Annotated in this window: 19 protein-coding genes; 9 read left to right on the plus strand and 10 right to left on the minus strand. The window is 44.2% G+C overall.

What is annotated here, in order from left to right; all coding sequences use genetic code 11:
• The first annotated feature begins 65 nt into the window (after positions 1–65).
• The 4 genes from hflX (at position 66) to AAEY79_RS00390 (ending at position 4,335) form a co-directional block, all read left to right on the plus strand.
• Complete coding sequence (gene hflX, locus AAEY79_RS00375; protein ID WP_352286762.1) at positions 66–1,532, plus strand: ribosome rescue GTPase HflX; 1,467 nt, start codon at positions 66–68, stop codon at positions 1,530–1,532.
• Positions 1,533–1,965: 433 nt separating this feature from the next.
• The gene (locus AAEY79_RS00380) at positions 1,966–2,394 is read left to right on the plus strand and encodes a CidA/LrgA family protein (RefSeq protein WP_101211818.1); all 429 of its coding nucleotides are present in this window, start codon (positions 1,966–1,968) and stop codon (positions 2,392–2,394) included.
• Between the two features lie 22 nt (positions 2,395–2,416).
• Positions 2,417–3,106: an LrgB family protein gene (locus tag AAEY79_RS00385; RefSeq protein ID WP_025650925.1), complete on the plus strand. Its 690-nt coding sequence runs from the start codon at positions 2,417–2,419 to the stop codon at positions 3,104–3,106.
• Positions 3,107–3,513: 407 nt separating this feature from the next.
• Entirely contained in the window at positions 3,514–4,335 is an 822-nt protein-coding gene (locus tag AAEY79_RS00390) for a lytic transglycosylase domain-containing protein (RefSeq protein WP_025650924.1), read from the plus strand.
• 292 nt (positions 4,336–4,627) lie between these two features.
• On the opposite strand, the gene tsf is transcribed toward AAEY79_RS00390, so the two are convergent.
• From tsf to AAEY79_RS00440, 10 genes are all read right to left on the minus strand, one after another.
• Positions 4,628–5,512, minus strand: coding sequence for a translation elongation factor Ts (gene tsf, locus AAEY79_RS00395; RefSeq protein ID WP_025650923.1), 885 nt, complete (start codon positions 5,510–5,512; stop codon positions 4,628–4,630).
• A 392-nt stretch (positions 5,513–5,904) separates the two neighbouring features.
• On the minus strand, positions 5,905–6,714 hold the full coding sequence (gene rpsB / locus AAEY79_RS00400) for a 30S ribosomal protein S2 (RefSeq protein ID WP_025650922.1): 810 nt from the start codon (positions 6,712–6,714) through the stop codon (positions 5,905–5,907).
• A 447-nt stretch (positions 6,715–7,161) separates the two neighbouring features.
• Positions 7,162–7,611, minus strand: a complete 450-nt coding sequence (locus AAEY79_RS00405; protein ID WP_101211815.1) for a chemotaxis protein CheX — start codon at positions 7,609–7,611, stop codon at positions 7,162–7,164.
• 48 nt (positions 7,612–7,659) lie between these two features.
• Positions 7,660–8,109 carry a chemotaxis protein CheX gene (locus AAEY79_RS00410; protein ID WP_101211814.1) on the minus strand — a complete coding sequence of 150 codons (450 nt, stop codon included), beginning with the start codon at positions 8,107–8,109 and terminating at the stop codon, positions 7,660–7,662.
• A gap of 30 nt (positions 8,110–8,139) precedes the next feature.
• On the minus strand, positions 8,140–8,502 hold the full coding sequence (locus tag AAEY79_RS00415; protein WP_101211813.1) for a response regulator: 363 nt from the start codon (positions 8,500–8,502) through the stop codon (positions 8,140–8,142).
• A 20-nt stretch (positions 8,503–8,522) separates the two neighbouring features.
• Positions 8,523–10,742, minus strand: coding sequence for an ATP-binding protein (locus AAEY79_RS00420; RefSeq protein WP_352286766.1), 2,220 nt, complete (start codon positions 10,740–10,742; stop codon positions 8,523–8,525).
• Between the two features lie 13 nt (positions 10,743–10,755).
• A complete protein-coding gene (locus AAEY79_RS00425; protein ID WP_101211811.1) occupies positions 10,756–11,631 on the minus strand; it encodes an ABC transporter substrate-binding protein in 876 nt (291 codons plus the stop codon).
• Positions 11,632–12,054: 423 nt separating this feature from the next.
• Positions 12,055–13,314 (minus strand): multidrug effflux MFS transporter, encoded by a 1,260-nt coding sequence (locus AAEY79_RS00430; protein ID WP_101211810.1) that lies wholly within the window; start codon positions 13,312–13,314, stop codon positions 12,055–12,057.
• 267 nt (positions 13,315–13,581) lie between these two features.
• Positions 13,582–14,394: a crotonase/enoyl-CoA hydratase family protein gene (locus tag AAEY79_RS00435; RefSeq protein WP_201631563.1), complete on the minus strand. Its 813-nt coding sequence runs from the start codon at positions 14,392–14,394 to the stop codon at positions 13,582–13,584.
• Positions 14,395–14,599: 205 nt separating this feature from the next.
• A complete protein-coding gene (locus tag AAEY79_RS00440) occupies positions 14,600–18,079 on the minus strand; it encodes an ATP-binding protein (RefSeq protein ID WP_201576665.1) in 3,480 nt (1,159 codons plus the stop codon).
• A 501-nt stretch (positions 18,080–18,580) separates the two neighbouring features.
• On the opposite strand from AAEY79_RS00440, the gene cysM reads away from it, so the two are divergent.
• The 5 genes from cysM to mutM all read left to right on the plus strand — a co-directional run bounded on the left by cysM (position 18,581) and on the right by mutM (position 25,975).
• The gene (cysM, locus tag AAEY79_RS00445) at positions 18,581–19,540 is read left to right on the plus strand and encodes a cysteine synthase CysM (RefSeq protein WP_407074162.1); all 960 of its coding nucleotides are present in this window, start codon (positions 18,581–18,583) and stop codon (positions 19,538–19,540) included.
• A gap of 24 nt (positions 19,541–19,564) precedes the next feature.
• On the plus strand, positions 19,565–20,389 hold the full coding sequence (locus AAEY79_RS00450) for a 3'-5' exonuclease (protein ID WP_201565866.1): 825 nt from the start codon (positions 19,565–19,567) through the stop codon (positions 20,387–20,389).
• Between the two features lie 67 nt (positions 20,390–20,456).
• The gene (gene rlmD, locus AAEY79_RS00455) at positions 20,457–21,998 is read left to right on the plus strand and encodes a 23S rRNA (uracil(1939)-C(5))-methyltransferase RlmD (RefSeq protein ID WP_350587752.1); all 1,542 of its coding nucleotides are present in this window, start codon (positions 20,457–20,459) and stop codon (positions 21,996–21,998) included.
• 397 nt (positions 21,999–22,395) lie between these two features.
• Positions 22,396–24,948, plus strand: a complete 2,553-nt coding sequence (locus AAEY79_RS00460) for a bifunctional (p)ppGpp synthetase/guanosine-3',5'-bis(diphosphate) 3'-pyrophosphohydrolase (protein ID WP_350587753.1) — start codon at positions 22,396–22,398, stop codon at positions 24,946–24,948.
• 64 nt (positions 24,949–25,012) lie between these two features.
• Positions 25,013–25,975, plus strand: coding sequence for a bifunctional DNA-formamidopyrimidine glycosylase/DNA-(apurinic or apyrimidinic site) lyase (gene mutM, locus AAEY79_RS00465; protein ID WP_350587754.1), 963 nt, complete (start codon positions 25,013–25,015; stop codon positions 25,973–25,975).
• The last annotated feature ends 217 nt before the right edge of the window (positions 25,976–26,192 follow it).

Here is a 26,192-nt window from a genome sequence, read left to right on the forward strand (position 1 = left end):
CGTTATATCAAAGCTAGCTGAATGGATAATAGCGATTTATTTACTTTATTAATAGGTGATACTCTTTGGATTATTTTGACAAACATAAAGGTGGCGAACGCGCCATTATCGTACATTTAGACATCCGCCAAATTCAAGATCCTGACGATCTTAACGAGTTTGAGCTACTGGCAGATTCAGCAGGGGCTGATCGCTTGGCGTTGGTTACTGGCTCACGCCAAAGACCCGATGCCAAATTCTTCGTTGGTAGTGGTAAAGCGGAAGAAATCGCTGAACTGGTTCGTGAGCATGACGCTGATATCGTTTTGTTCAATCACAGTTTATCGCCATCACAAGAGCGTAACCTTGAATCGGTGGTGCAATGCCGTGTACTCGATCGTACCGGTTTGATTTTAGATATCTTTGCCCAGCGTGCGCGTACTTATGAAGGTAAGCTACAAGTAGAGCTGGCGCAGTTGAACCATTTGTCGACACGTTTGGTCCGTGGTTGGACGCATTTGGAACGCCAAAAAGGGGGTATCGGCTTGCGTGGACCGGGCGAAACTCAGCTTGAAACGGATCGTCGCTTATTGCAAACACGGGTAAACCAGCTCAAAACCAAACTGGAAAAAGTTCGCCAAACCCGTGCCCAAGGCCGAGCCCGTCGGCAGAAATCTGACGTACCGACTATCTCACTCGTCGGTTATACCAACGCGGGAAAATCTACCTTATTTAACCGCTTGGTCGATGAAAACATCTATGCGGCGGATAAACTGTTTGCCACGCTTGATCCTACTCTACGCCGCTTAGACTGGCAGGGTGTTGGTCGTGTGGTTTTGGTGGATACCGTAGGTTTTGTCCGTCACCTACCGCATGAGTTGGTTGAATCTTTTCATGCCACATTGGAAGAGACGCTAGAAGCCGATTTACTGCTACATGTCATCGACTCATCAAGTGAAGATATGCATGAGCAAATCCAAGCGGTGAAAGACGTATTGGCAGAGATTGATAATGATGTGCCCGTGCTCAACGTCTACAACAAGATTGACCTGACAGATGAGCCTGCCCATATCGGTTACGCTAGCGAAGGTCAGCCCAATCGCGTCTATGTGTCATCTAGACAAAATCTAGGAATGGAGGAGCTGTCACTTGCGGTTCAGCAGCTGCTTACCGGTACCTTGACGACCTTTGATTTGACGCTGCCTTATACGGCTGGTCAATTTAAAAACACCTTGTATGAGCTGGGCGTTATCTTAGAAGAAAGCTACGATGATAATGGTCATGAGTGCCTAACGATTCGTCTGCCTAGCGAACGCCTAAAACAGCTGCTGGGTCAGGCCGACTTGAATCCTTTAGAGGTATTGCCATTAGCGCAAGCCACGCTACTGATGCCCATACTGGAAGAGTTCGAGCAGCCTGATGAAGAGGATGAACCGTCTATGACAGCAGCCGAAGAACAAGCGTTTGACGAATTTAATGCCCTCAACGCTGAGACATTAGATTCAGAGCAGTCTAAAGCGCTAGAAGCGAAAATTCCAGATTCACAGACTTAAATAGCTGCCTAATACAATGATGGGCTTATTAATACAATTAGTTGATTGGTATATTATGATGGATGGTATATTATGATGGATGGTTTAGTATAATCGATTGCCCATCATAAATTATTAAATGATAAATGATAAATGGACGCTATCAACGATATCGTCCATTTTTTTGACTTTTTTATGTCAGTGGTTTTTTAATAAAATCTAGCAGATCAATAACACGCCCTAGCAGCCCATAGGCTTTATTAGTTGGACCACTCTCTATATAATCGAGCTTTGTATAATCAACCAATCTTGCAGCCTAAAACTCGCGACACAAAATGCTGAGTGCTCAAGACTACTATCAATGTTAGCAAAAATATTCTTTTCTGCCATGCTCGTGGCTCTATGCCGACTCGCGCTTATAAATACACTCTCTCTGAATTGGCCAAAACTGCTTATGAAGTCCACTCATTCCTCGCGTATGCCCCTATGGATGTCCGTCATCCTAACATTGATCATGGTCATCTTTGTCCGCGAATCTGCCGTTATTATCTGTCAGTGGGCAGGTATCGAAAAAGCGGCCAATATCGTTGGCCTAGTCGCCATGTTCCTTATTTTGATGGTATGGCGATTACTCAAAGGTCTGCCCAGTTGGCTCACCCAAGCCAGCAACACTTTATTGGTCGATAGTGGCTTTGCTTTTTTGCCCGTATCAGCTGGAGCAGGCTTGCTACTATTTGCCTTAGGGGATGAGTTTTGGGGTGTGATGCTGACTATGTTGATCAGTACGCTCATTCCGCTATGGGGACTTGCTATCCTTGCCAATCACTGGCTAAGCAATAGCGCAAATACCAATACTACTCATAAGCAAGAACAGCAGCCTTGAGCTGTGTGACCAAGGAGATGTAATGACTTTTGATAGTGTATTGATGGCGACCCTTGCAGCAATATTATTAACCTTGGCAGCGCACGTCATTGCCCGCGTACTGGCACGTAAGCTATCGTGGCTACCGATGGTGATTACCGCTTTGGGGCTTGTCCTTTTATTCTTATTCATCCTGCAATGGGATTACAATAATTATTATAGCGTTGCCAAGCCCGTATTTGACCATCTATTAGGGTATGTAACGGTACTGTTAGCCGTGCCATTAGCGGCGATGAATTTTAAAGGCTTACCAGTCAAGAAGCTGACCTTAATCGTAGCCATGGCCAGCGTTATTGGTGCGTTACTACCCATGTCATTGGCGTACCTGTTTTCCTTAAGTCATGACACTATATTGGCGTTTGCCACCCGTTCAGTCACTACACCCATTGGTTTGAGCGTCGCCGATTTGATTAAAGCGCCACTGGCCATGGCTAACTTGATTATTATTGTCTCAGGTCTAATCGGTGGTACTCTAGCGCGCTTTTTGTTTCGCAGTATCGATGATGATCGTGCTAAAGGTTTGGCACTTGGCTTGGCTGCTCATGCTTTCGGCACGGTAGAAGCTTGGCAAATTAGCCACACTGCCGGTCGTTATGCAGCCTTTGGTTTGGCAGTTAATGGTTTGGTCACTGCCGTGTGGGTACCTATTTTTATCAGTGCCTTTTCCGTTTAAGAGCGTTTAGAAAACCCATCACTATTGTGGCCAATTTTTCGTCTTTACTGATCATTTACCGTCGCAGTCCGTCTATTGAGGCGTTTGTATCAACTTAAAAACACTGAAGCAAGTATGCAATCGATGCGCTTAAAACCCTTAGTGTGTTGATTTTTTTACAAATTAAAGGCGGCTTTTGTGCTTTGTTCTGCTAATCCTATGCGCTAAAAAGTTATTATATGTTATAGTAAGCAACTATTATTTTTTGTATCTATCGCAAGTGGTTTCTTGTTAAGCGTGGTTATTGCTAGGTGGCTATCTTCTTTATAGCTATAAAATCCTGCAAACACGGTAACCGCTTTAACGCGCAACATGACGCGCCTATAGGCAAAACAATTTGCTATTATTCGATAAAAAGTGATATCTCTATGATAAATATCTCCCCTTTGATTACCCGCTGTTTGTCTCCGCTTTTACTCAGCACCATTGCTAGTACACTTACCTTCTCCACGCTTTCGATGACTGCTCACGCAGGCAATATGTATATCTATAAAGACAAAGGCGGACAAGTACTGCTCACCAATGTCAATCCTAGTGGCAACTTTGATAAATTTACCAAAAAAGTGAAAGTGACTTACTACAAAGACTCTAAGATGTATGATGGCAGTAATAGCAGCGGTAGTGATTATGGTAACAGCACAGCAAGTAGTAGCGGTAGCCGCAACGCTTATGACAGTTATATTCGCGCCTCTGCCGAGCGTAATGGTGTAGATCCTGCCCTCATGAAAGCCATGATGCATACCGAATCCGCATTCAATCCCAACGCGCGCTCGCCTGTGGGTGCTCAAGGCCTAATGCAGCTAATGCCAGCCACTGCCCGCCGCTTCAAAGTGAGCAATCCTTGGAATCCTGCCGACAATATCGAAGGGTCTGCTAAATATATCGCTTGGTTGATGCGCCGCTTTAATAATAACGTCGAACATGCGGTGGCCGGTTATAATGCGGGTGAAGGTAACGTCGATAAATATGGTGGCATCCCGCCGTTTAAAGAAACTCGCAACTATGTCAAAAGCGTCATGAGCCGCTATCACAGCTTATATAAAAATGACTCAGGTTTGTCTGGTAGTAGCATGAGCGCCAGCAACAGCAATACCACTGCTAGTAATGGCATGCAAAAAGTCAGTTATGGCACTAGCAGCAATACCAATAGCGCCAGTTATGCCAATTCAGCGTATGCGGCCTTACGTTAATATAGTGACATAATGATCAGCGAAAAGTAATATCAATACATCACGCACTGCTGATATCAATTTTTCTTGCTTGCTGTGCCTGCGCAGACAGAGGCTGCAAAAAATTGATATCAGCAATACTGTCGCGTTTTTAGGATGTTTTGACTATAACTGTTAATGATATAACTAAATCAGCAGACACAAAAAAGCCCGTTATTAAATAACGGGCTTTTTTGTGCTTGATTGCTTCTTATGTCAAACAATCTATAAGTACTGAGCAAAAACAAACTCAGCACTTACTGCATTTTAAAACTTACTTATTAGCTAGTGCTTGAGTTGCAGCAACTTCAGCAGCGAAATCTTCTTGCTTCTTCTCAATGCCTTCACCAACTTCTAGACGTTTAAAGCCAAGTACTTTTACGCCTTCAGCTTTCAATACGTCACCAACTTTTTTCTCGTTGTCCATGACGTATGGCTGACGCAATAACGTTACTTCGTCTAGGTACTTACGTAGGCCACCTTCGATCATTTTTTCAACGATGTTGTCAGGTTTGCCAGATTCTTTGGCTTTGGCTTCGATGATGTCTTTTTCGCGCGCTAGTACATCAGCAGCGACGTTTTCGTCATCGACGGCAACTGGGTTAAACGCAGCGATATGCATGGCAAGGTTTTTGCCAGTGTCTGCGCTGCCGCCTTCATAAGATACCACTACACCGATACGCAGGCCATGACGGTATGCAGCGATGTTAGCGCCTTCAAGTACTTCAACACGGCGAATCTGGATATTTTCACCGATTTTTTGTACCAATGATACACGTGCTTCTTCAACGGTTTGACCATCGCCATATGGTAATTCAGCGATAGCAGCAACGTCAGTCACGTTGTTCTCTAGAGCAATGCTAGCCACTTTTTCTGCAAATGCATTGAAGCTGTCATCTTTTGCAACGAAATCAGTCTGGCAGTTAACTTCTAACAAGAATGCTTTGTTTTCGCCTTGAGCGATGATGATAGCGCCGTCAGCTGCAATGTTACCCGCTTTTTTAGCGGCTTTGGCTTGACCAGACTTACGTAGGTTATCAATGGCAGTTTCGACATCACCGTTTGATTCTTCCAACGCTTTTTTACATTCCATCATGCCAAGACCAGTACGGTCGCGCAATTCTTTTACCATTTTGGCAGATACTTTTACTTCTGACATAAGAGTTACCTTTTATTATGTATGTGAGTATTGTTATGTATGTGAGTGCTTAACTTCTATTCAATATTTTTATACTGTTTATAAATATTGTTTACAGATACTGTATTTTATAAGTACTGTTTATCAATACTATATTGCTCTTGTGGTGATGAAAGTGCACATCGTTGATCGTGACAACTGAAGTCATTGTGATAGCAGACACTGAGTATCACGAGTCCAACTATAAGCGATAATACTCACCTAATAACGAGCAATTCATCAACAACAAGGCATGACGAGTAGAACTACATCATGCCTATTGTGAGCTTATACGCTGTTAATATCTTTATATGGATGCTGACAGAGTCACTATCAAGATATCCTTACAAAGGTAAACCTTTTGGGTCAGCTATTTATTCTGCTGGAGTGGCTGCTTCTTCGGTAGCCGCTTCAGCTGGTGCTGCTTCAGTAGCTGCTTGCTCTACAGGTTGCTCTTGATCAGCTTTGCCGCCTGCTTGAGTCTGTGCGTATTCTTTACCAGCAATAATCGCATCAGCCATAGAAGTTACATACAAAGTCACGGCACGGATAGCATCATCGTTTGCTGGAATGATGTAATCAACGTTATCAGGGTTAGAGTTGGTATCAACGATACCGATAACTGGGATACCTAGATTCTTGGCTTCTTTGATAGCGATCGCTTCATGATCCACGTCTACAACGAAGATTGCGTCAGGTAGGCCGCCCATGTCTTTGATACCGCCTAATGAACGCTCAAGTTTCTCCATATCGCGAGTACGCTCTAATGCTTCACGCTTAGTAAGCTTAGCGAAAGTACCGTCTTCTGCTTGTTTTTCTAGCTCTTTTAGACGGTTGATTGACTGGCGAAGGGTTTTCCAGTTGGTAAGCATACCACCTAACCAGCGATGGTCAACGTATGGCATACCAGCGCGGGCAGCTTGTTCACGGATGATACCGCTAGCAGCGCGTTTAGTACCAACGAACAATACTTTATTTTTCTTAGCAGCTAAGCCGTTTACGTAAGTCAATGCTTCGTTAAACGCTTTTACCGTGTGCTCTAAGTTGATGATGTGAATCTTGTTACGGGCACCAAAGATATATGGTCCCATTTTTGGATTCCAAAAACGTGTTTGGTGACCAAAGTGAGCGCCGGCTTGTAGTAGGTCGCGCATTTCGATTTTGGTTGGATTCTTTGTAGCCATGTGAAATTCCTATTGGTTGGGTTATGCCTCCACATCACAAAAACTGCCTATCTAGCGACACGCATTTGCTAATGATTAGTGCTGATAAATATCGCACTAACTTTTTGCAAATTAATCAAGTCGCCAAACACCCAGCAATTTTTTGCCATGATGTGTGTGTCATTGGTTGATGGGTTGGTTTAAAAAATGAGCTATAATTTGAACGTATAGAATACTATATGATTAAAAATAACTGGGCTGTATTTTATCATAAAAGCATAGCTCACTGCTAGCGCTATTATTATGAGACGCGCAAGTTAAATATCAAATAAATGAACAAGGTATGAAACAATTTTTTGGATAAAAACCATAAAAAAACGACGCTTTAACGTCGTTTTTTCGCTGATTACTATCATTAGATCCACGAACAGCTACGTTCAGTGCCATGCTCAGACGATCAAACACGCCCTAAGCGATACAAATACCAATCACCGCTTCATAACCACGCCAAGTAAATGGCGTGACATAGCTTTGGCGATCTTTTGGTAAATAAGAGATGCTTGGCGCGCCCTCAATAATCTTGGGCGGCGAGATAATAAAATCTGAGCCAAACTCCGTACGCGCATTGCCTGAGATGGTATTGGTCATCTCACCCAGCAAGTCTTTCATCATCGTAATCGACGAATCGGGCTCGCCCATCACTTTTATGACTTCTCGCAACATCACGCTTGGCGCGCTCACATAAACGCAGCCTTCAATAGGCCCAGATATCTTAATAATGCCGCTATAATCATAACCAACGGCACTTTTATTGCTGTTCAAATACGGTGTATCAATCGCCACTGGCGCTTCATCAATCTGCGCAAAGAATGCGCTGATTGAGCTTAAAAAGACGCCTAATTTTTCTACTTTAACCATAATAGTGTATTGTCCATAGCTAACATCGATGAGGTGTGAGTGCTGCGCTTAGTCTTGCAAACAAACCACAATTTCACCGACTTGACCGCGCCAAGTAACGGGAATGATAAAAGAACGCTCATCTTTGGGCAAAATAATACTTTGCGGTGCGCCCTTAAACACCAAGGGTACAGAGATATGAAATTTTGCACCGAACTCTTGGCGAGCGTTGCCAGCAATGGTGTTGGCCACTTCGCCAGCAAGATCGACAAAATTGTCTTCGCTTTTATCCGTTTCACCCATACTGTCCAAAATACCTGCCAATAGCTCATGAGTAGCAGAAAAATATACCACGCCTTTTTGCACGCCCGATATACCGATTACACCAGTATAGTCGTAGACTTTTGGCTGTTTATTTTCTAGTAAATAAGGCGTATCGACGATCAGTGCTTCACTACCGAACTGATTAAAATAGTTGGTGATGATATTCAAAAAAATATGTAAATGTTGTTCTTTCATAATGACATCTGCTTAAATCGTTGGCTAGAATTAGTCTTGCATCAGCTCATGTAAAGACTCGACAAGCTCTTCTTCTGAAAAAGGCTTACATAAAAACCCACTCGCACCCAACGATAATGCCTCAATGCCAGTCGATTTATCAGATAAGGCTGACACCACTAAAATTCGGACTTCTGGGTCAATGGCAATTATTTTTTCGATACATTCCAGACCGTCCATTTGTGGCATGGTCAAATCCATGGTGACGACGTCAGGACGATGCACATTGAATTTTTCAATGGCTTGCACACCGCTGGTCGCCGTGGCCACCAACATAAACTCTCCTGAATCGTACGCGCGCTGGATGCGGTTTCGGATGATATTAGAATCATCAACAATCATTAATTTATACATAACGTCTTTCTTATCCTCAGTTAAGCTTTAGGCAAGGTAATGGTAAAGCGAGTCATTTGACCAAGCTCACTATTGACGTTGAGCTTACCGTCATACTCTTTTACCTGCGCTTTGATAATATCCAAGCCCACACCGCGACCACCATCTTCGTCCACTTGCTCTTTGGTCGAGAACCCTGAGGTAAACAGTTGTTTTAATAGCTCACCCTGATTCAGCTGCGCAGCAGCGTCTGCACTAATGCGACCTTTAGTGATAAGTTTTTGGCGAATGCTGTCATAATCGATACCTTGTCCGTCATCTTGCAAAGTAATCATGAGATCACGGCTGTCGCTCTGTATCTCTAGATCAATAGTACCCACGGCCCGCTTGTCAGCTAACTGACGCGCTGCAGGCGTTTCGATACCATGTACAACAGCATTACGTAACAGCTGAATACTGATTTCTTTGACGACATTTTTGAGGTGTGCTGGTATCGTCGCCTGCGCTAACGTCTGACTCTTTAGTTGCACTTGCTTGCCTTGTCTTGCCGCGATGTCTTGCGCAAAATGTTGATAATAAGACAGCTGATCGTCATCCGACTCGTCACTCAAATCAATGTCATTACCGCCGGCAATAGGCATGCTGATGGTTGAATTATGAATCGGTGCACTTTCGCTAACAGCAACGTTTGATTTTTCAATATCTGATGCAGGCGTGGCTAATGGTGCTACTGACTTGGTCGCAGCCGCGCTTTTTGGTGTCGCTTGATTGATACGTTCGCCCAGTGTTTCAATGGTATTCGATAGGCTGAGCAAGTCATCTAAATGTACAGCTAACGGCAAGAAGTTATTACCTGATAGCTTGCCCTGATTTTGCAACGCATCCAGCTTGTCTTCTGCATCGGAGGCAATTTTGGTAAAGCTGTGCAGTTTTAACGCAGAAGCTTCGCCTTTTAGGCTGTGCATTTCACGATAGATAGCATTGAGCTTGCCTTCTAGCTCAAATTGCGAGCTACCTGGGTTTTTCAAAATGTTATTCATCTTGTCGATGTGCGCTTTGGTATTGCTAATAAATTCGTTAATAATTTTTGGATTCACATTCAAGATGGTCGTTAGCATCTCGATTTGCATGTCATTTTGTGAGCGTTCTTTTTCTAGACGCTGTTCTAAATATACCGCGTCGGACACGTCATTGACGTTGACCAAAATACGAGCGATGTCTTTATTTTCATAAACTCGCGAAAACTTAAAGTCTAAATAACGACTGTCAGCACCCTCTGCTCCGTGAGCATTGTGCAGCATGACTTTGTTTAATGGGTTTAAAGAATCGACCAGTTTTTCTTTGACACGTGGATTGTATAGCTGCTCAATGAATTGACGGGTGGTATTCAGATCTTTATCAGAAATACGGCCTCGTAAGACATTGGTAAAGTTCTCTCCAGCTAAGCTGTCAGCACCTATAATGTTGGTCAATGCGCGAGAATGCTGCTGACCGATATTCAAGTCTTTGTCTAGCAAGAAAAGCCCTGTATTCACCGTCTCCATGATTTCTTGGGTTTCACGACGAGCAGCCAAAGCTTCTGCATCGGTATCGCGCAGACGACGAACGAAGAAGAAAACGAAAATCAAGAAATAGGCAAAGATAGCCGCAACACCCAGCACCTGAATCAAACGAATGGTATCCGCTTGGCGCTCAGCGTTAATAAACACTTCATCAGTAAGCTGATCTAACGATTCGTTGATAAACAAACTGGAGGTTTTGGCCTGCTCAACTGCTTGAATCAATTCATCAGAGGAGTCAACCATGATGTTATCAGCATCTTTTAGGTAGCTTTGAATCTTTGGCTCCAAAAGTTGCCACTGCTCATTAGCAGCGCCAATTTTGGTTTGAGAATTCTCATTAATCTTTGGTAATTTATAATTGTTACCCTCAATATCTGTAATCTCTCCGCCCTGCCCAATCGCCGTAATCGAGTTGGTGATAAGCGCGGTGTTTTGTTCCAAACGCTCCAACACTCGCTGAATATGCGGAGAGCTGGTGTCCTCGCCATAACTACTATCTAAGTCGAATAGATCTTTGATTACCGCTTGCGCACTATTGGCGACTTGGTTGGTTTGGTCGATTAAGACTGTGTTTCTTTCGAGCAAGCTAGAGGTATAAAAAGTAAAGGCCAGCAAAGCGCCAATCAATGATAAAAACAGTGCAATTGAAACAATCAGACTGCGATAGCGTTTGTTGTCAACATTATGTGTGGTTGCCATCTTTTATAGCCCCTTAGTTCGATTGCTGATTGGTAGTAGTGCTTTTAGTAGCCGGCTCAGACCCACCCAACCACTGCTCATCGATTTGCTTAAATGTGCCTTTCTTCTCAAGCTTGGCAATCCCTTCATTGACGGTATTGATAAGCTTGCTGTTACCCTTCGCCATCAATATGACTTGCTGCGCTGATGGATTATCCGCGCCTTCATAAGGGACGATAGTGACGTCATACTCTGGATGGTTTTTTGCCGTATATTGCAAGATAGGCAAATCATGCAAAATCACATCAACCTTGCCTTGCATTAAGTCTTCAAAGAGCAAAAAAGCGGTGCTTCTGGTAGTCATCTCGCTATATTGGCCCATTGCCTTGAGCTGATCTTCTTGCTTGGAGCCTTCCATCGCCGCTACATGCATGCCAGCTAAATCCTGTATACCACCGATTTTTACCTCGCTTTTAGCATACATGATTGAAGAGGGATTAAAAAAGTAAGGATCAGATAAGCCGTATTTTTCTGCACGGTCGTCCTTATAAGAGATACCAGATATCGCTAAATCACGACCACCTGACGCCACACTGTCGAACATATTCTGCCAAGTCTCTTTATAAAACTCGACCTTAAAACCCTGCTCTTCACCAATTGCACGGATAGAATCAATGTCGATGCCTTGCATATTGCCGTAATCATCTTGGAACGAGAATGGTGGCATCGTCCCCGTAGTAGCAACCTTTAATGTTGGCGCAGTATCAGGTAGTTTACTGACAAAATCATCTTTACTTTCTGTCGCTATCGCCTTGCCAGTCGAGCTTACGCTCTCTTGAGTAGAAGAATTACCACATCCGAATAAGCCAACACTTAACACAATCGGTAACATCCGATATATTTGCTTCATATCCTATCCTTAAAGTTTAAGGTTTTTCTAAATTCTAGTGAATAACAATCTAGCAAGGTCGCATAATAGTTAGATAATATTTGCTTACATAAAGTTACGTAGGATAATAATCGAGCAACTCTATGATTGCAATAATTATGTTTAAGGCTTATATACAAATGGTTATATATAGCAAATAGCGCATATAATTTTGAATTACATTTGTTTGCCATAAGGGATGCATTTAGAATATTTTCCTATAAATATAGAAAAATCCAGCCTAATAAAAGATTCTTGTTTATAAAACCGCAGTCAAAAATGTATATAGGATTCGGTAATATAAGGCGCATAAAAAAGCACCCATAACGCCTAAAACGTTTGAGTGCTCCTTAACAAGTAAGTAAGAACTGATTCAACTGACGATTTAGTTACTCAGTCAATCGATCATTCGGCATCATCAAGATTTAGATTGCGGTCTATCTGCCAGATTAAAAAGCAACCAAGACTCATTAGAGAAAACAGGGCGATACCAATCTTAAGTACCGGATTGACTGGAAATAGATTTAATAACAAACCGCCAAAAATACCTACTGAAAACATGAGCGAGCCTTGTAGCGCACTTGCCATACCTGCGCGGCGTTTTTGAAAGGCTAATGCAATTGCGGAGGCATTTGGCTGAGTCAAACCAAGACCAGCAATACAAAAGAAAATACAGGCCAATACCAAAGGCAGCCACGCCTCTACCCCAAAGATAATCCCTACCACAAACAAAATACCTGCAGAGATAACCTGCATCATCGCCCCAAAACGCAAAATACTTAGGATACGAAAGCGATTGGTCAGCCATTGGTTTAGCTGGGTTAAAGCGACAAAACCGGCTGCATTCATACCAAATAACCAGCCGAAATGGGTTGCTGACACTCCATAAGTATCCATGATTAGCTCAGAGGCCGAGCTAATATAAACAAACATCGCTCCCATCAAGAGACCGCCGCCAATCGCGGGATAATTAAAGGTAGGGTCTTTTAATAAATCCCAATACTGACTCAAGACTTCTTTGGCAGGGCGTACATTGCGGTTTTCTTCAGTCAGCGTTTCAAAAAAGAAAAATTTGGTAAGCAATAAGTTAAGCGTACCAAAAGCCGCTAAAAACCAAAAAATAGAGTGCCAGCTAAAGAAGCGCAAAAATAGCGCACCCAGTGATGGTGCTAATATCGGCGCTAAGCCCATCACCAATATCATGATAGAAAAAGCTTTGGCCGTTTGCTTGGCAGTCAGGCGATCACGAATCGCCGCACGAGTAACCACTGCCCCCACACAACCTCCGAGGGCTTGAAAGGTACGTCCTGCAAACAGCACATATTCATTATCCGTCGTCGCACAGACAATCGAGGCGATAACATAGAGGGTCATACCAAAATATAGCGGTTTGACGCGACCAATACGATCACTTAGAGGGCCATAGACCAGTTGCCCAAAGACCAAACCTAAGAAATACGCTGGCACCGAGTTGGCCATAAACGCGGTCGATACGCCGAAGCTCTTACCCATCTCGGGTAATGCTGGCAGATACATATCAATGGACAGCGGCCCTATCGCCACAATGAGCCCGAGCATCATAATCCAAGCAACAGGCAAATCAGCAGAGCGCACGCGTTCAGAGACAAGCGGTTTATTGGGCAAGGAAGACTTTGGAGCAGACATAGTTAGACCGTTTTGTATGATGGTTATTATTTTATTATTCACGCTTTGCTTGGTACCAGCTTTTATTTGAGACAACAACACTAAGAATAAAAACAACTGGTAGCAAAAATAATAATGCCTATTTATGCACAGGTAAACAAGTTATGCGCAGCTACACAAGCAGACAGTGTTATATCTTACTATCTGCATGTATTTCAATAGCCATGTGACGTTAATAAAACAAACGCTAACAACAAAAACACTCTATCAAGAGAGGACTAATACTTTTTAACGGAATTGGCGCTTAGCGAATACGGTACTGGCTTGCTTGGCTTTTCTGAGCGCAAGCTTACGGTTACGACCGAACATCATCTTTAACTGCCAGACTTTTTCTTGATATAACGTCAACGCTGATTGTTCATACATCGCATTAATGACCCGCTTACTGGCCAATACCGCATCTGGTGAACGCTCTGCAAATTCAGCAGCGAGCTGTTGTGCTTGCTCTAAAGGTGTCTCGCTACAATGACTGACGAGACCTAACTCTTTACCTTCGGTTGCATCAATCGTACGCGCACTCATCGCCAGCTCTTTTAGGACATCAGCGCGAACCACACCCAACGCCGATTGAGTCAATCCCATATCTGGCACGAGTCCCCACTTGGCTTCCATAATAGACAACTTGCAATCAGGATGACTGATACGAACATCGCAAGCCAGCGCCAGTTGTAGTCCTGCACCGATACAGTAGCCTTCTAGTACCGCAATAACAGGGACAGGCACATCACGCCAAACCAAACAGACGCGCTGAAAAAGGCTCTGCCAAGGTTTTACCAACTCCCAAAGGGCAAATGCTTGGTTTTTTGGATGGTTTAAATCACCCAAATCGATACCGGCACAAAACGTCCCTTCGGCACCATTTAAAATCACCGCACGTATCGTCTTATCTTTACTGATGCGACCCGCTACTTTGATCAACTCATCGACCACCTGAAAGCTCATGGCGTTTTTTCTCTCAGGGCGGTTTAAGGTAACGGTGAGAATGTGGTCAGTCACGCTCACTTGTAAGGTCTTATACTGATAAGTGGCAATCGCGTTCATAACAATCCTTATTAATAAATAAAATAAATATCCTGCTAATGAGGCCAATATTAACAGGGTTATATCTACCATACCCTATGAATAACTGACTGTCAGGATATCATCCCTCCTATTAATCAATAAATGATGGTCAATTTGGCAGATAAATCTAGCTGATATATTAGGGTCTTTTAAACATTCAAATGTAGCACTGTCGGTGGCTGTCTTAAATCATTTTCCATGTCATATCATTTTCACTCAAACGATGATAATTCAGCTGCGGATAAGCCGATAAATCTAGCGCTTGTAAATTACTTAACGCGCTTAGCAATGCGTCATAATAGGGTTCAAGCATTGCAAACTGGGCGGGCGTGGTATGTTGGACATTCAATAAGCACTTGTCTTCCAAATCTTGGCTGGCCTGACGCAACTGCGGCACACCAGTATAGCGGCTACCACCTAAGATACGATGGGCAATTTGCGCAAGGGCACTACGGTCACGGGCATCCCACGCTTGAGTGAGGGCGCGTTTTTCCTCATTGATCGTATCAATCATCATAATAATAAGCTTGGCTGCGAGATCTGGTTTATTGGCTGAACGAGTCAGCGCATCTTGCCAGTCTAAGATATGGGAGCTGCTCGTATCATTAACGCTCAGGTCGAGGTTTATGTCGTCGTCCAATTTGGCCTGCGTGCTTGCCGACATCTCTTCATCTGTGTCGCTTGACACTTGGTAAGGAGGATACAATAACGACGCTTGGCGTTGTTGTTGATAGCGCAAACTTGCATAACGTGGCTGAGTTTCGCGCAGCGTTTCTCGTCTATAGTCATCACGAGGCTGGCTGTCTCGTAAGTAGTCATCACGGATTTTTTTCAATGATAAAGGGCGAGTAATTTTTTGCTGATTGATACCCTCGGACGCCTGATCACGATTATCGTCATTACCCTTAACTAGCGGATAAGCAGGCGATATATCATCTGGCAGCAAGCCTAAAGGATGATTTCGCGCATCAAAATCTTGCGAATTAAAATCTTGAGCATCAGTACCTTGTTGTGCATGGGCTTCTGGCATAGCGGTTAATTGCGGCACGGTCGTCGTGCGTCCTAGCCACTTTTGCAGCACTTGTAGCAACTGTGGTTGGCTAATAGGCTTACCCACATAATCATTGATACCGCTCGCCATCAGCTTGTCACGCTCGTCAGCCAAGCCATGGGCGGTCAAGGCAATAATAGGAATACGATTATCAGCATTTTCGATATTACGAATTTGTCGAGCCGCTTCATGCCCTGACATCCGTGGCATTTGTATGTCCATAAATATCAAGTCAATACTGTTTTTATCCTGATTATTGGTTTTATCCTGATTGCTGCCTTTGTCTTCATTAGCCTCTTCAGAATACCCAGAACTGCTCGTGGCTTTACCCACTTCGTCACGGGTTTCGGCTTTTGAGATTTGGGTCTTTTTGGATAAACTTTGCTTATCAGCTTTGGCTGTTTTGATATTTTTGGTTTGTTGTTTGCTGATGAGCTCTATGGCTTCAAAACCACTATTGGCCGTAATCACCTGAATGCCAAGCTCGCTGAGCAAGGCATCGAGCACCAGCAGGTTGGGCAAATGATCATCGACTGCCAGCACGGTCACGCCCTTCCAGCGCGGCTCTTGCATGTCTTTAGGTGCCCTGCGTTTTTGCGTATCGAGCATGGCATAGAGCTGGCGCTTGTCTAATGGCTCATACAATATATTGGCATGATAGCGGTTGAGTAGCGCTTGATCAGCGGCAACTTGATAGCCAAATACCGCCAGCTTACCTTGGTAATGGAGGCGGATCTGTTTGAGTAATGCCATCATATCGTCTTGGGTGTCATCATCGACGATGACCCAATCCCAATAGTTACCGCGCTCTTTTAACGACTCAAGTACACCGGGTAATGAGTTGGCTTGGGTCAGCTTAATTGGTAGGTATTGCAAGCTGGCTTTGAGCACTTGGATGGACGCCGTATGATTGATCCATACCAACACATTAAACTCATCTGTGGCACTTGCCAGCGGCGCTAACACGGGTAGCGCAATCGTCTGACCAGTAGCAGCTTCTAGCACATCGACATGAGCTGGCATCCGAAACCAGAACGTCGCGCCTTGATTGGCGATGTTTTCTTGTGCATTATCATAAAAACCAATATCGCCGCCCATCAAACGGGTTAATTGCTTGGAGATAACCAAACCCAGCCCTGTACCACCATACTGGCGAGTGATTGACGGATCGCCTTGACTAAAGCTTTGGAACAGCATTTTTTGATCAGCTAAAGAAATACCTTTGCCGCTATCTTGCACGCTAATCATCAAGTAATTGTCGCGATGGTCATCCAAGCTGACGCGCACCACCACATCACCACTGTCCGTAAACTTAATGGCATTGCCGACGATATTGGTCAATACTTGTTTGAGCCGCAAGGCATCGCCATTGACGCGCATCGGCACATCATTATAAAACAGCACCGCCATGCGTAGCCCCTTTTCTGAGGATACCGGTGACAGCATGTCGACCACATCATAGATGGTGTCATACAAGTCAAACTCATGGCGATCGAGCACCAATTTGCCCGCTTCGATTTTAGAAAAATCTAACACATCGTTCACTAAAGCGAGCAAGTGTGCCGACGATTTGCGTATGGTTTGCACATATAAGTCTTGTTCAGGATTGAGCTCACCATGACGCGCCAGCAAATTAATAAAGCCGTCAATACTGTTGAGCGGCGTGCGTAACTCATGGCTGATATTGGCCAAAAACGCAGATTTGGCTTGGCTGGTTGAAATAGCGGCATCACGTGCGTTTCTTATAGAGATGTTTTGCATTTCCATCTCATCAAACGCCAAACGCAAGTCATCTTCGGTCTGCTCGGCGTGGTCTTTAAGCTCTTGAAAGCTACCATGTAAGCGGCGCAACGTCCTGACTAAATCCTGTTGCAACAAATTCAGCTCGCCATTTGACTCAACCGGAATAGGTTGGTAGAGATTGTCAACATGGGTACGTTGTAACTGCAAGCGCAACTCATAAATCGGTGCAATCCAACGTTTTGAGTAAATATTCAAACTCAGCAGTAATATCAAAATAGTGAACAAGCCCGTGATGACTAGCGCCATGGCAATACGATACCGAGCAATATAAAGCGGCTCATTGTCCATATCAATCATTAGCCAGAGTTGCTGACCGTCAAAATCCCCAAGCATACTGCCATAGGCGTTACCGATAGGTGTTGGCTTTTGCGATAAAAACTTGCCGGTCGTTTCGATCATAGGCCACGCTTCTTCAACGCCATAACCTACCGTTGCGAGTACTTGATTGTCCTGATTAATAATAGCAATACGCTGGACATGCTGCTCAGACTGTATACGCCCAAGCCTCTCTTGGATACCACCGAGCGTAGTGGCAGCTCTTTGCGATGCTTGATCTGCATTGCCAGCATTGACCTTACTGGCTGCTTGTTGGCGCTGCTCCAATAATTCAGGAATACGCTCAGCAATCGTGGGTGTATAGCGGATGAGCACCGCCTCTGCCAATGCTTCTTGCTCTGAGTTGCTGGCACGCATCGTCTCATAAAATACCAGAGTACCGCCAACCGCTGCTAATAAACAGATCGGTAAAAACACCAATATAATCAGCTGGCCATAGGCGCTACTGGTATCAAAACGTTTTTTGTATGCCATGCTGGGTTGACTCTCCACTGATATTTTTACAATAAATACGTATGCTGTTTTCACTTATTACGCCGCAGCCTATCACTGACGCTCGAGATTATCTTAACAGGATTTTATGAATGGCTGTTAAACATTCATAGCGCTTATCTTAACCTTCATAACGCTTATAAGAGAAACATCGCTCATTGATAACACTGACGTCTGCAAGGTTTAAACGATTCATTTTGTTAGCAAGACATTTACCAATAATATCTGATGTCATCAGCGCGGCTGAAAACAAAATGATATAATGACGCAACTTTTTATCTGTCACCATCAATACCTTGTCATAGGACAAGATTTATCATGACGGTTTCAGAATTTACGCTGATGGTCTCAAGCTTTTATTAAACGATAAAAATAGTGTATTAATTAGGGCCTGTCTTCAATTAACTCGATAGTCATCTAAATGGGCTAAAAAGCACACATTATTAAATAAATTGTCCTCTAAAAAACCAATAAGGATACCTTATGTCCACTACGGCCATGGCAAACGCCAACTTTATCACTCAAGTAACGGATCTTGCCGACTGCGTAGGTCAGACGCCTTTAGTCAAATTGCATCGTCTGCCTGAGCAAGAACATATTACTAACGGTGCCGTACTGCTCGCCAAACTTGAGGGCAATAACCCTGCTGGTTCTGTCAAAGACCGTCCGGCCTTTAATATGATTTATCAGGCAGAACAGCGCGGTGATATCAAGCCTGGTGATATGCTGATTGAAGCAACCAGCGGCAATACTGGCATTGCCTTGGCTATGGTCGCAGCGATGCGTGGTTATCCAATGACGCTATTGATGCCAACCAACTCGACCCAAGAGCGCAAAGACGCCATGATGGCTTATGGCGCGACGTTGATCGAAGTGGACGAAGGTATGGAAGCGGCACGTGATTTGGCATTGCAGATGCAAGCCGATGGCAAAGGTATCGTCTTAGATCAGTTTAATAATCCTGATAACAGACAAGCGCATTATCTAACGACTGGGCCTGAGCTATGGGCGCAAACTGACGGTAAAATTACCCACTTTATTAGCTCGATGGGTACGACTGGTACTATTACCGGTGTCTCACAATACTTAAAAGAGCAAAACCCAGCGATTAAAATTATCGGATTGCAGCCTGACGAGGAAGCTTCTATTGCGGGTATCCGCCGTTGGCCTACCGCTTATATGCCGGGTATTTTTGATGCAGATTTGGTTGATGAAGTGATGGATATTGACCAACATATCGCTGAAGTATATATGCGCAAACTGGCCAAAACCGAAGGTATCTTCGCGGGCGTATCTTCAGGTGCCGCTGCATGGGCTGCCGTACAAGTGGCTAAAGAAAACCCTGATGCCGTTATCGCCTTTATTGTCTGCGATCGTGGTGATCGCTATCTATCGACAGGCTTATATAACGTTGATGACAGCATAGACCATGCAGCACCATAATTTCAAAATTAATTAGGTTTATCTATGTCACATGCCCTACCCTCTGACCCTATATTGGTCTTTGATATTGAAACCGTTGCGGATACAGCGGCGGCTCGCCGTATTTATCCACAATTGGCGAATCTCAATGATGCGGATGCCCTGAGCGCATTGACAGCGTTACGTATACAAGAAGCTGGGCATGACTTTATGCGCTTGCCGTTGCAACGTATTGTTTGTATTTCGGCGTTATATATCAAGGACGGCAAGTTATCGTTATTTTCGTTGACCGCAGATAAGTTTAGCGAAAAAGACATTCTCGTTAAATTCTTTCGAGCCTTTAGTAACATTGAAAAATTACCACAGCTCATCAGTTGGAATGGCTCAGGTTTTGATCTTCCGGTATTGATTTACCGCGCCATGCAATATGATCTGTCAGCGCCTTGGCTGTTTGAAGAGGGCGAACGCATCAAAAACATGCGCTTTGATAATTATGTCAATCGTTTTCATACTCGTCACCTTGATTTGATGGACAGATTTAGCCAATATGGTGCCAGTCGCCGTGAAGCGATGGATATCGTCGCCAGCCTCTACGGACTGCCGGGCAAAACCAGCGTCGATGGCAGCATGGTTGGTGATCTCGTGAGCAATGAGGACTGGCAGACACTGTCTATTTACTGCGAGTCTGATGTGATGAATACCTGGCTAATCTATCTACGCTGGCTGCGTTTGACTGGTCAATTGTCTTCACAAGATTTTGATACTTGGCAGCAGCAAAGCCATGATTATCTAACCAATTACACGCAAGCCGATGGTAGTGCCCGTCATCAAGAATTCATCGCTGATTGGTCATTTACGCCGCCCGTATAAAAATTATTCTTTGTACTAATATCTGTACTCACCTTTTAGTTATTTATTATTTATTTAAGGCAGGTTTATGCAACCCACCGATTCAAAAACATCTACCGCAGCTGATGCGACGCCGCAAGTGAACGACACCAAGACCATTACTATTCCACCAAACAAGAAAAAATCCAAACCGTCGTCAAAGACTCGTCGCCGTCTGAAAGAGGCTGAACCCTTACCGTTTACTATTGACGGGCTGTCGCATGATGGTCGCGGCGTGGCTGTATATGGCAATGGCTTCAGTGAAGAAGACGGTCATGCCGTAGACAAACATGGCAAAAAAGTCTTTGTTAGCTTTGCTTTACCGGGTGAAAGCGCTGTGGTCAAACTCACTAATAGTCGAACCAGCTTTGAAGAAGGTGACGCGATCAGCATCACTGCCAACCCAAATCCTGAGCGCGTGGTACCGCCCTGTCCGCACTTCGGTGTCTGCGGTGGTTGTAACTTACAGCATTGGCAGCCAGATGCTCAGATTAACTTTAAACAATCTGTCCTTGCTGAAATGCTGATGCACCAAGCCAATGCTGAGCCTGAGCATTGGCTTGCCCCTGTGGTCGGCGATCGCCTTGGTTATCGTACCAAAGCACGAATGGGTGTGCGTTATGTGGTCAAAAAAGAAACGGCTTTGGTGGGCTTTCGTGAGCGCTCAAGTAACTTTTTGGCTGAGCTAAATGAGTGTCATATCCTAGATCCCCGTATTGGCTTTGAGATCGAGAACTTAAAAACCCTTATAAGTACTTTAGAGAGCCGTGACAAGATTGCCCAGCTTGAGTTGGCGATGGGTGAAGCGATGCCAGAGCTACCAGATGGTAATCAACCAGTTGCTCTTATTGTGCGCAACTTAGCGCCGTTATCAGACGCTGATGTAGAGAAGCTAAAGGTGTTTTTTGCCGCGCGCAATTGGCAATTGTACTTACAGTCGAAAGGTGTTGACAGCATTCAGCGTATTGCTTTGACAGAGGCTGATGACCTGAGTGAGCAGTTTGGTCGTTTGTATTACCAACTTCCAGAATATGACCTTACTTTTGAATTTATCCCAACAGATTTTACCCAAGTCAATCTGTCGGTGAACCGTCAGATGACCAAGCTTGCTTGTGATTTATTAGACCTAAAAGCGGGTGAACGGGTACTCGATTTGTTCAGTGGTCTAGGTAACTTTAGCTTACCATTGGCACGCTTGGTTGGTGAGACTGGTTCTGTCGTTGGTGTTGAAGGTAGCGAGGCGATGACCGCACGCGCCGCTGACAATGCACGTCGTAACGGTATCAATAACACCGAATTCTATAGCCAAGACTTAACGCAAGACTGTACTGACAAGCCTTGGGCCAATCAGGGCTTTGATGCATTACTTATCGACCCACCTCGCTCTGGTGCGTGGGAGATTATGCAGTATCTGCCAAAATTTAATGCCGAGCGTATTGTCTATGTCTCTTGCAACCCTGCAACGCTCGCACGCGATACCAAAGCACTGTTAGAGCAAGGCTACCGCCTGACTCATGCTGGCGTGATGGATATGTTTTGCCACACTGGACATGTCGAGTCCATTGCACGCTTTGAAAAGATACCTACTTAGCAATGATTTTGCTTACATGCTTTCTTTTATGTTGGCACTAGTGACGAGTAGTCGCGAGATTAACCGTCTTAGAGATATTTATTAACAAGGTCAAATTGCGCTACTAAAGTAACGGCTATGCCAATCTGAGTGACATGAGCATTACAGAGCCTCTCTTGATTTGTCCTGTTAAAGTGGGATAATAATAGGTGATCTTCTTATGCCTGTCTAATCAGCATGCAGTGGATATTAGCACTCATAATCTTATAGATGCTACGTACAACTCTATGGCTGCTAAAAATGGATTTTTAGCGGCTGTATTGATTTTGAGCTACCTACTTATGCGTTGTATAAGTTTGAGTTCCGTACGCAGTCAATAAGATTATAATCAATTCAAAATAGCTAAGAGGAGTCGGCTATGGTAAAAATTCGTGAAGGGTTACCGTTGGTAGATGGACAGACCACACAAGCCGACAGTGCGACTTTAGCGGCACAACTGGTGGCGAGTCAACGCTCTCATCAGTCTGCTAATAGTTACGCTCAAATTCCACTCGATATCAAATACCAACTGACCACTCATAAGCTGCATACGACTTTTGATCGCTCTGCACAGCACGCTTACCACAGTCATGACCCTGACCTCGAAGACGAATATCTGGACAACCAGCTTTTAGATGATGCTCATATTCTCTCAGAAGAGGAGCTTGAAGAGATTGATCTAAATAATGCCAATATTGATGTGCCGGCATGGTTAGATAATGTGGCCAAGCGTATCGGGCAAGAGTCTGTCCCCAACCTTAGCGCTGCCTGTAATTTTATCCGTAGTCATATGAATACTAGCGAATCTGAACGCTCCGGTGCCTATGTTACTGGTATTGGCATGACCGATATTTTAACCTATCTTTATCAAGACGAAGATGCACTCGTGGCAGCGATGCTCTATCGCAGTGCGCGTAAATCTATCATCAGTCTGGCTGAAATTGAGCAAAAATTTGGTAAGGACATCTCCACCTTGGTCAAAGACACCTTGGCGATGGGGAAACTATCAGAAATTATCGAAAGCAACAAACGCTTAGAAGACCACTTCGTCAACAATCAGCGTGACCAGCTATCGAACATTTATAGCATGCTCATCTCTGTCACCAATGATGTGCGTGTGGTACTGATTAAGTTGGCTGAACGTACCTTTGCGATGCGTGAGCTGACCTTTTCTCATCTAGAGCGGCAAAACCGAGTGGCGCGTGAGGTCATGACGATTTATGCCCCACTGGCCCATAGACTGGGGATTGCCCAGCTTAAATGGGAGCTTGAAGACCTCGCCTTTCGTTATCTCGCTCCTGATCGCTATAAAGAGATTGCCAAGCTATTGTCCGAAAAGCGCAGTGAGCGCGAGTCTTATATTCAGCGCGTACAAGATAAGCTCAATGAGGCTTTGGCAGAAGCAGGTATCGCTGGTGAAGTATCAGGGCGTGTCAAGCACATCTATTCTATTTATCGAAAAATGAAGCTTAAAGGCTTATCGTTTGACCAGCTCTATGACATCCGTGCGCTGCGCGTTTTAGTGACCAATCCTTCAGACTGTTACCATGTTCTTGGATTGGTACACGGTCTGTGGCGCTATATTCCCGAGCAGTTTGATGACTATATTACCAATCCTAAATCTAACGGCTATCGCTCGCTACATACGGCGGTCATTGCCGAAAATAAATCGCTTGAAGTACAGATTCGCACCCATGAGATGCACTTTGAGGCCGAGCTTGGCATGTGTGCTCATGTCAATTACAAAGAAGGGCTAAAGAACAAAAAAGACAACTACCTCAATCAAAAAATCAGCTCGTTGCGTCAGCTGCTTTCTATTAATAACGAAACACGTAATCAACCACGCTCGTCCATGTTGGACGGCGATGAGCTAGACGAAATTGAATTCGACGAAGAAGAACAACTGGTTGATTTTGATGAGCTCGAGCGCATTTATATCTTTAGTCGTGACGGTGATATTACCGAACTACCAAAAGGCGCCACCGTTCTTGATTTTGCTTATTACGTGCACACGCAAGTCGGTAACCGTGCCCAGGCTGCACGTGTCAATCAGCGCTATGTACCGCTCACTTATCAGCTAAAAACTGGCGAGCAGGTGGAGATTATTACCAAAGCGTCCCGCGAGCCTAACCGTGACTGGCTGGTTGCCTCACTTGGCTATATTCATACCAATCGGGCGCGCTCAAAACTGCGTCAATGGTTTAATAAACAAGACCGTGACAAAAACATTGAGATTGGTCGGCACATGCTTAGTAAGGAGCTTGAGCGTTTATCCGTCCACCCCAACAGTATCGATCTTAACGATTACACGCAGTTTTTTCATGTCAATAATACCGACGATATCGTTGTCGGTTTGGTCACAGGTGAGATTAGCCTAAACCAGCTGACCAGCCATATTTCTCGTCAGCTACACTTAGAGCCAGAGAGATCAGAGGAAGACTTTACACCCAGTGTCGATGCCAGAGACGCGGGCAAGCTTGATGCGTATAAAATTCGTATCGATGGTCTAGACAATATTGAGATCAATTTAGCAGGCTGCTGTCACCCGGTACATGGTGAACCTATTGCCGGTTATATCACCTTGTCGCGCGGCGTTAGTGTGCATAATCGAGGCTGCCCAGAATATTTGCGTCTCATTGAACGTGACCCTGAGCGTCAAATCGCTGCCGCTTGGCGCGTAAAATCAGGTCGCTACCAACCTGTCGACATTCATGTAGAAGCTTATGATAGACGGGGATTATTGCGTGATTTAACTCAAATTATCGACAAAGAAAACGTCAATATTCGTCAAGTTGAAACCCTTAGCAATGACGATAATATTGCCTTTTTAAAATTTCATATTGAGGTATCAGGATTGGCGCATTTATCTAAGCTCTTAGCCAAGCTTGAACAGCAGCATGGCATTTTACACGCTCGGCGCGCGGTTGCTTAAAAAAAAACGCTAACGCTTTGTGCAAAAATATTCATCCAATAATAGAGTCTTCATAAGAAATACTATGCCTGAGTTACCCGAAGTAGAAACCACAAAAACCAGCCTTGCGCCGCTATTAGGTCAGCAAGTAACCGATGTGAAAGTCTTCCAACCAAAACTACGTTGGTCGATGCCTGATGACTTGACTCAATTGATTGATTACACTTTGGATAGCGTCGAGCGCCGAGCAAAGTATTTGATATTGAATTTTTTACCACCCTTACCTAACAGTAGCATCACGACTGGATATACCACATTAGCACCGCGCCAACTTCTCATTCATTTAGGCATGTCGGGTAGCTTGCAACAGCATAGCGCTGGCACTGAGAAGCGTAAACATGACCATTTAGTGATAGGGTTTAACAATGCTGATAATGTGCCAACACAATTACACTATCATGACCCTAGACGCTTTGGCTCGGTATTGTGGTATGAAGACTATGGTCCTAAGCTCCTAGACCATTTGGGTCCTGAGCCATTATCAAAGTCCTTCACTGCAGATTACTTATATCAGCTAATCCAACGCATGGATCTATCTGATAAAACAACGCTCAAAACCACAGCTGGTAAAACAATAGCGAGTAAAGCAAAACCTAAAAAACAGCCAATGACCCGAGCCATCAAGTCCGTCATTATGGAGCAGCAAGTCGTGGTTGGCGTTGGCAATATTTATGCGACTGAAAGTCTGTATCTATCCAAAATACATCCAGCTACCCCCGCTCACCTATTATCGTATGATGATATTGTAATTTTGGTCGAACATATTAAAATGATTCTACAAAAAGCGATAGAACTGGGCGGATCGACCTTACGAGACTTCACGGTCGCTAGCGGACAAACCGGATATTTCCAACAGACATTAAATGTCTACGGTCGACAAGGTGAAGATTGTCCGAACTGCGCCGCTATTCTTGATAATATCAAGCTCAATGGGCGCGCGAGTGTCTTTTGCCCTGAGTGTCAACCGCTACCAAAGCCAAATCGTTAGCTACATGACTCACTAAAGCTTTATAGAAAGTAGTCAAGACAAAAGTGATTCATTGAGCCGTTAATGATAAAGCCAAGGGTGCAGCGCATGGATTTATATTGCTAATCGCCCAACATCTTGGTTTAATAGTAGCTATGTTTAATAGTAGTTGCGCTCAATAATACTAACGTTTAGCAATAGCCTTAGCCTCTATCTTCAACCCTTATTTTAGGATGAC

Origin of the sequence: Psychrobacter sp. GW64-MNA-CIBAN-0177 (assembly GCF_040309585.1) — a bacterium.
GTDB lineage: Bacteria > Pseudomonadota > Gammaproteobacteria > Pseudomonadales > Moraxellaceae > Psychrobacter > Psychrobacter okhotskensis.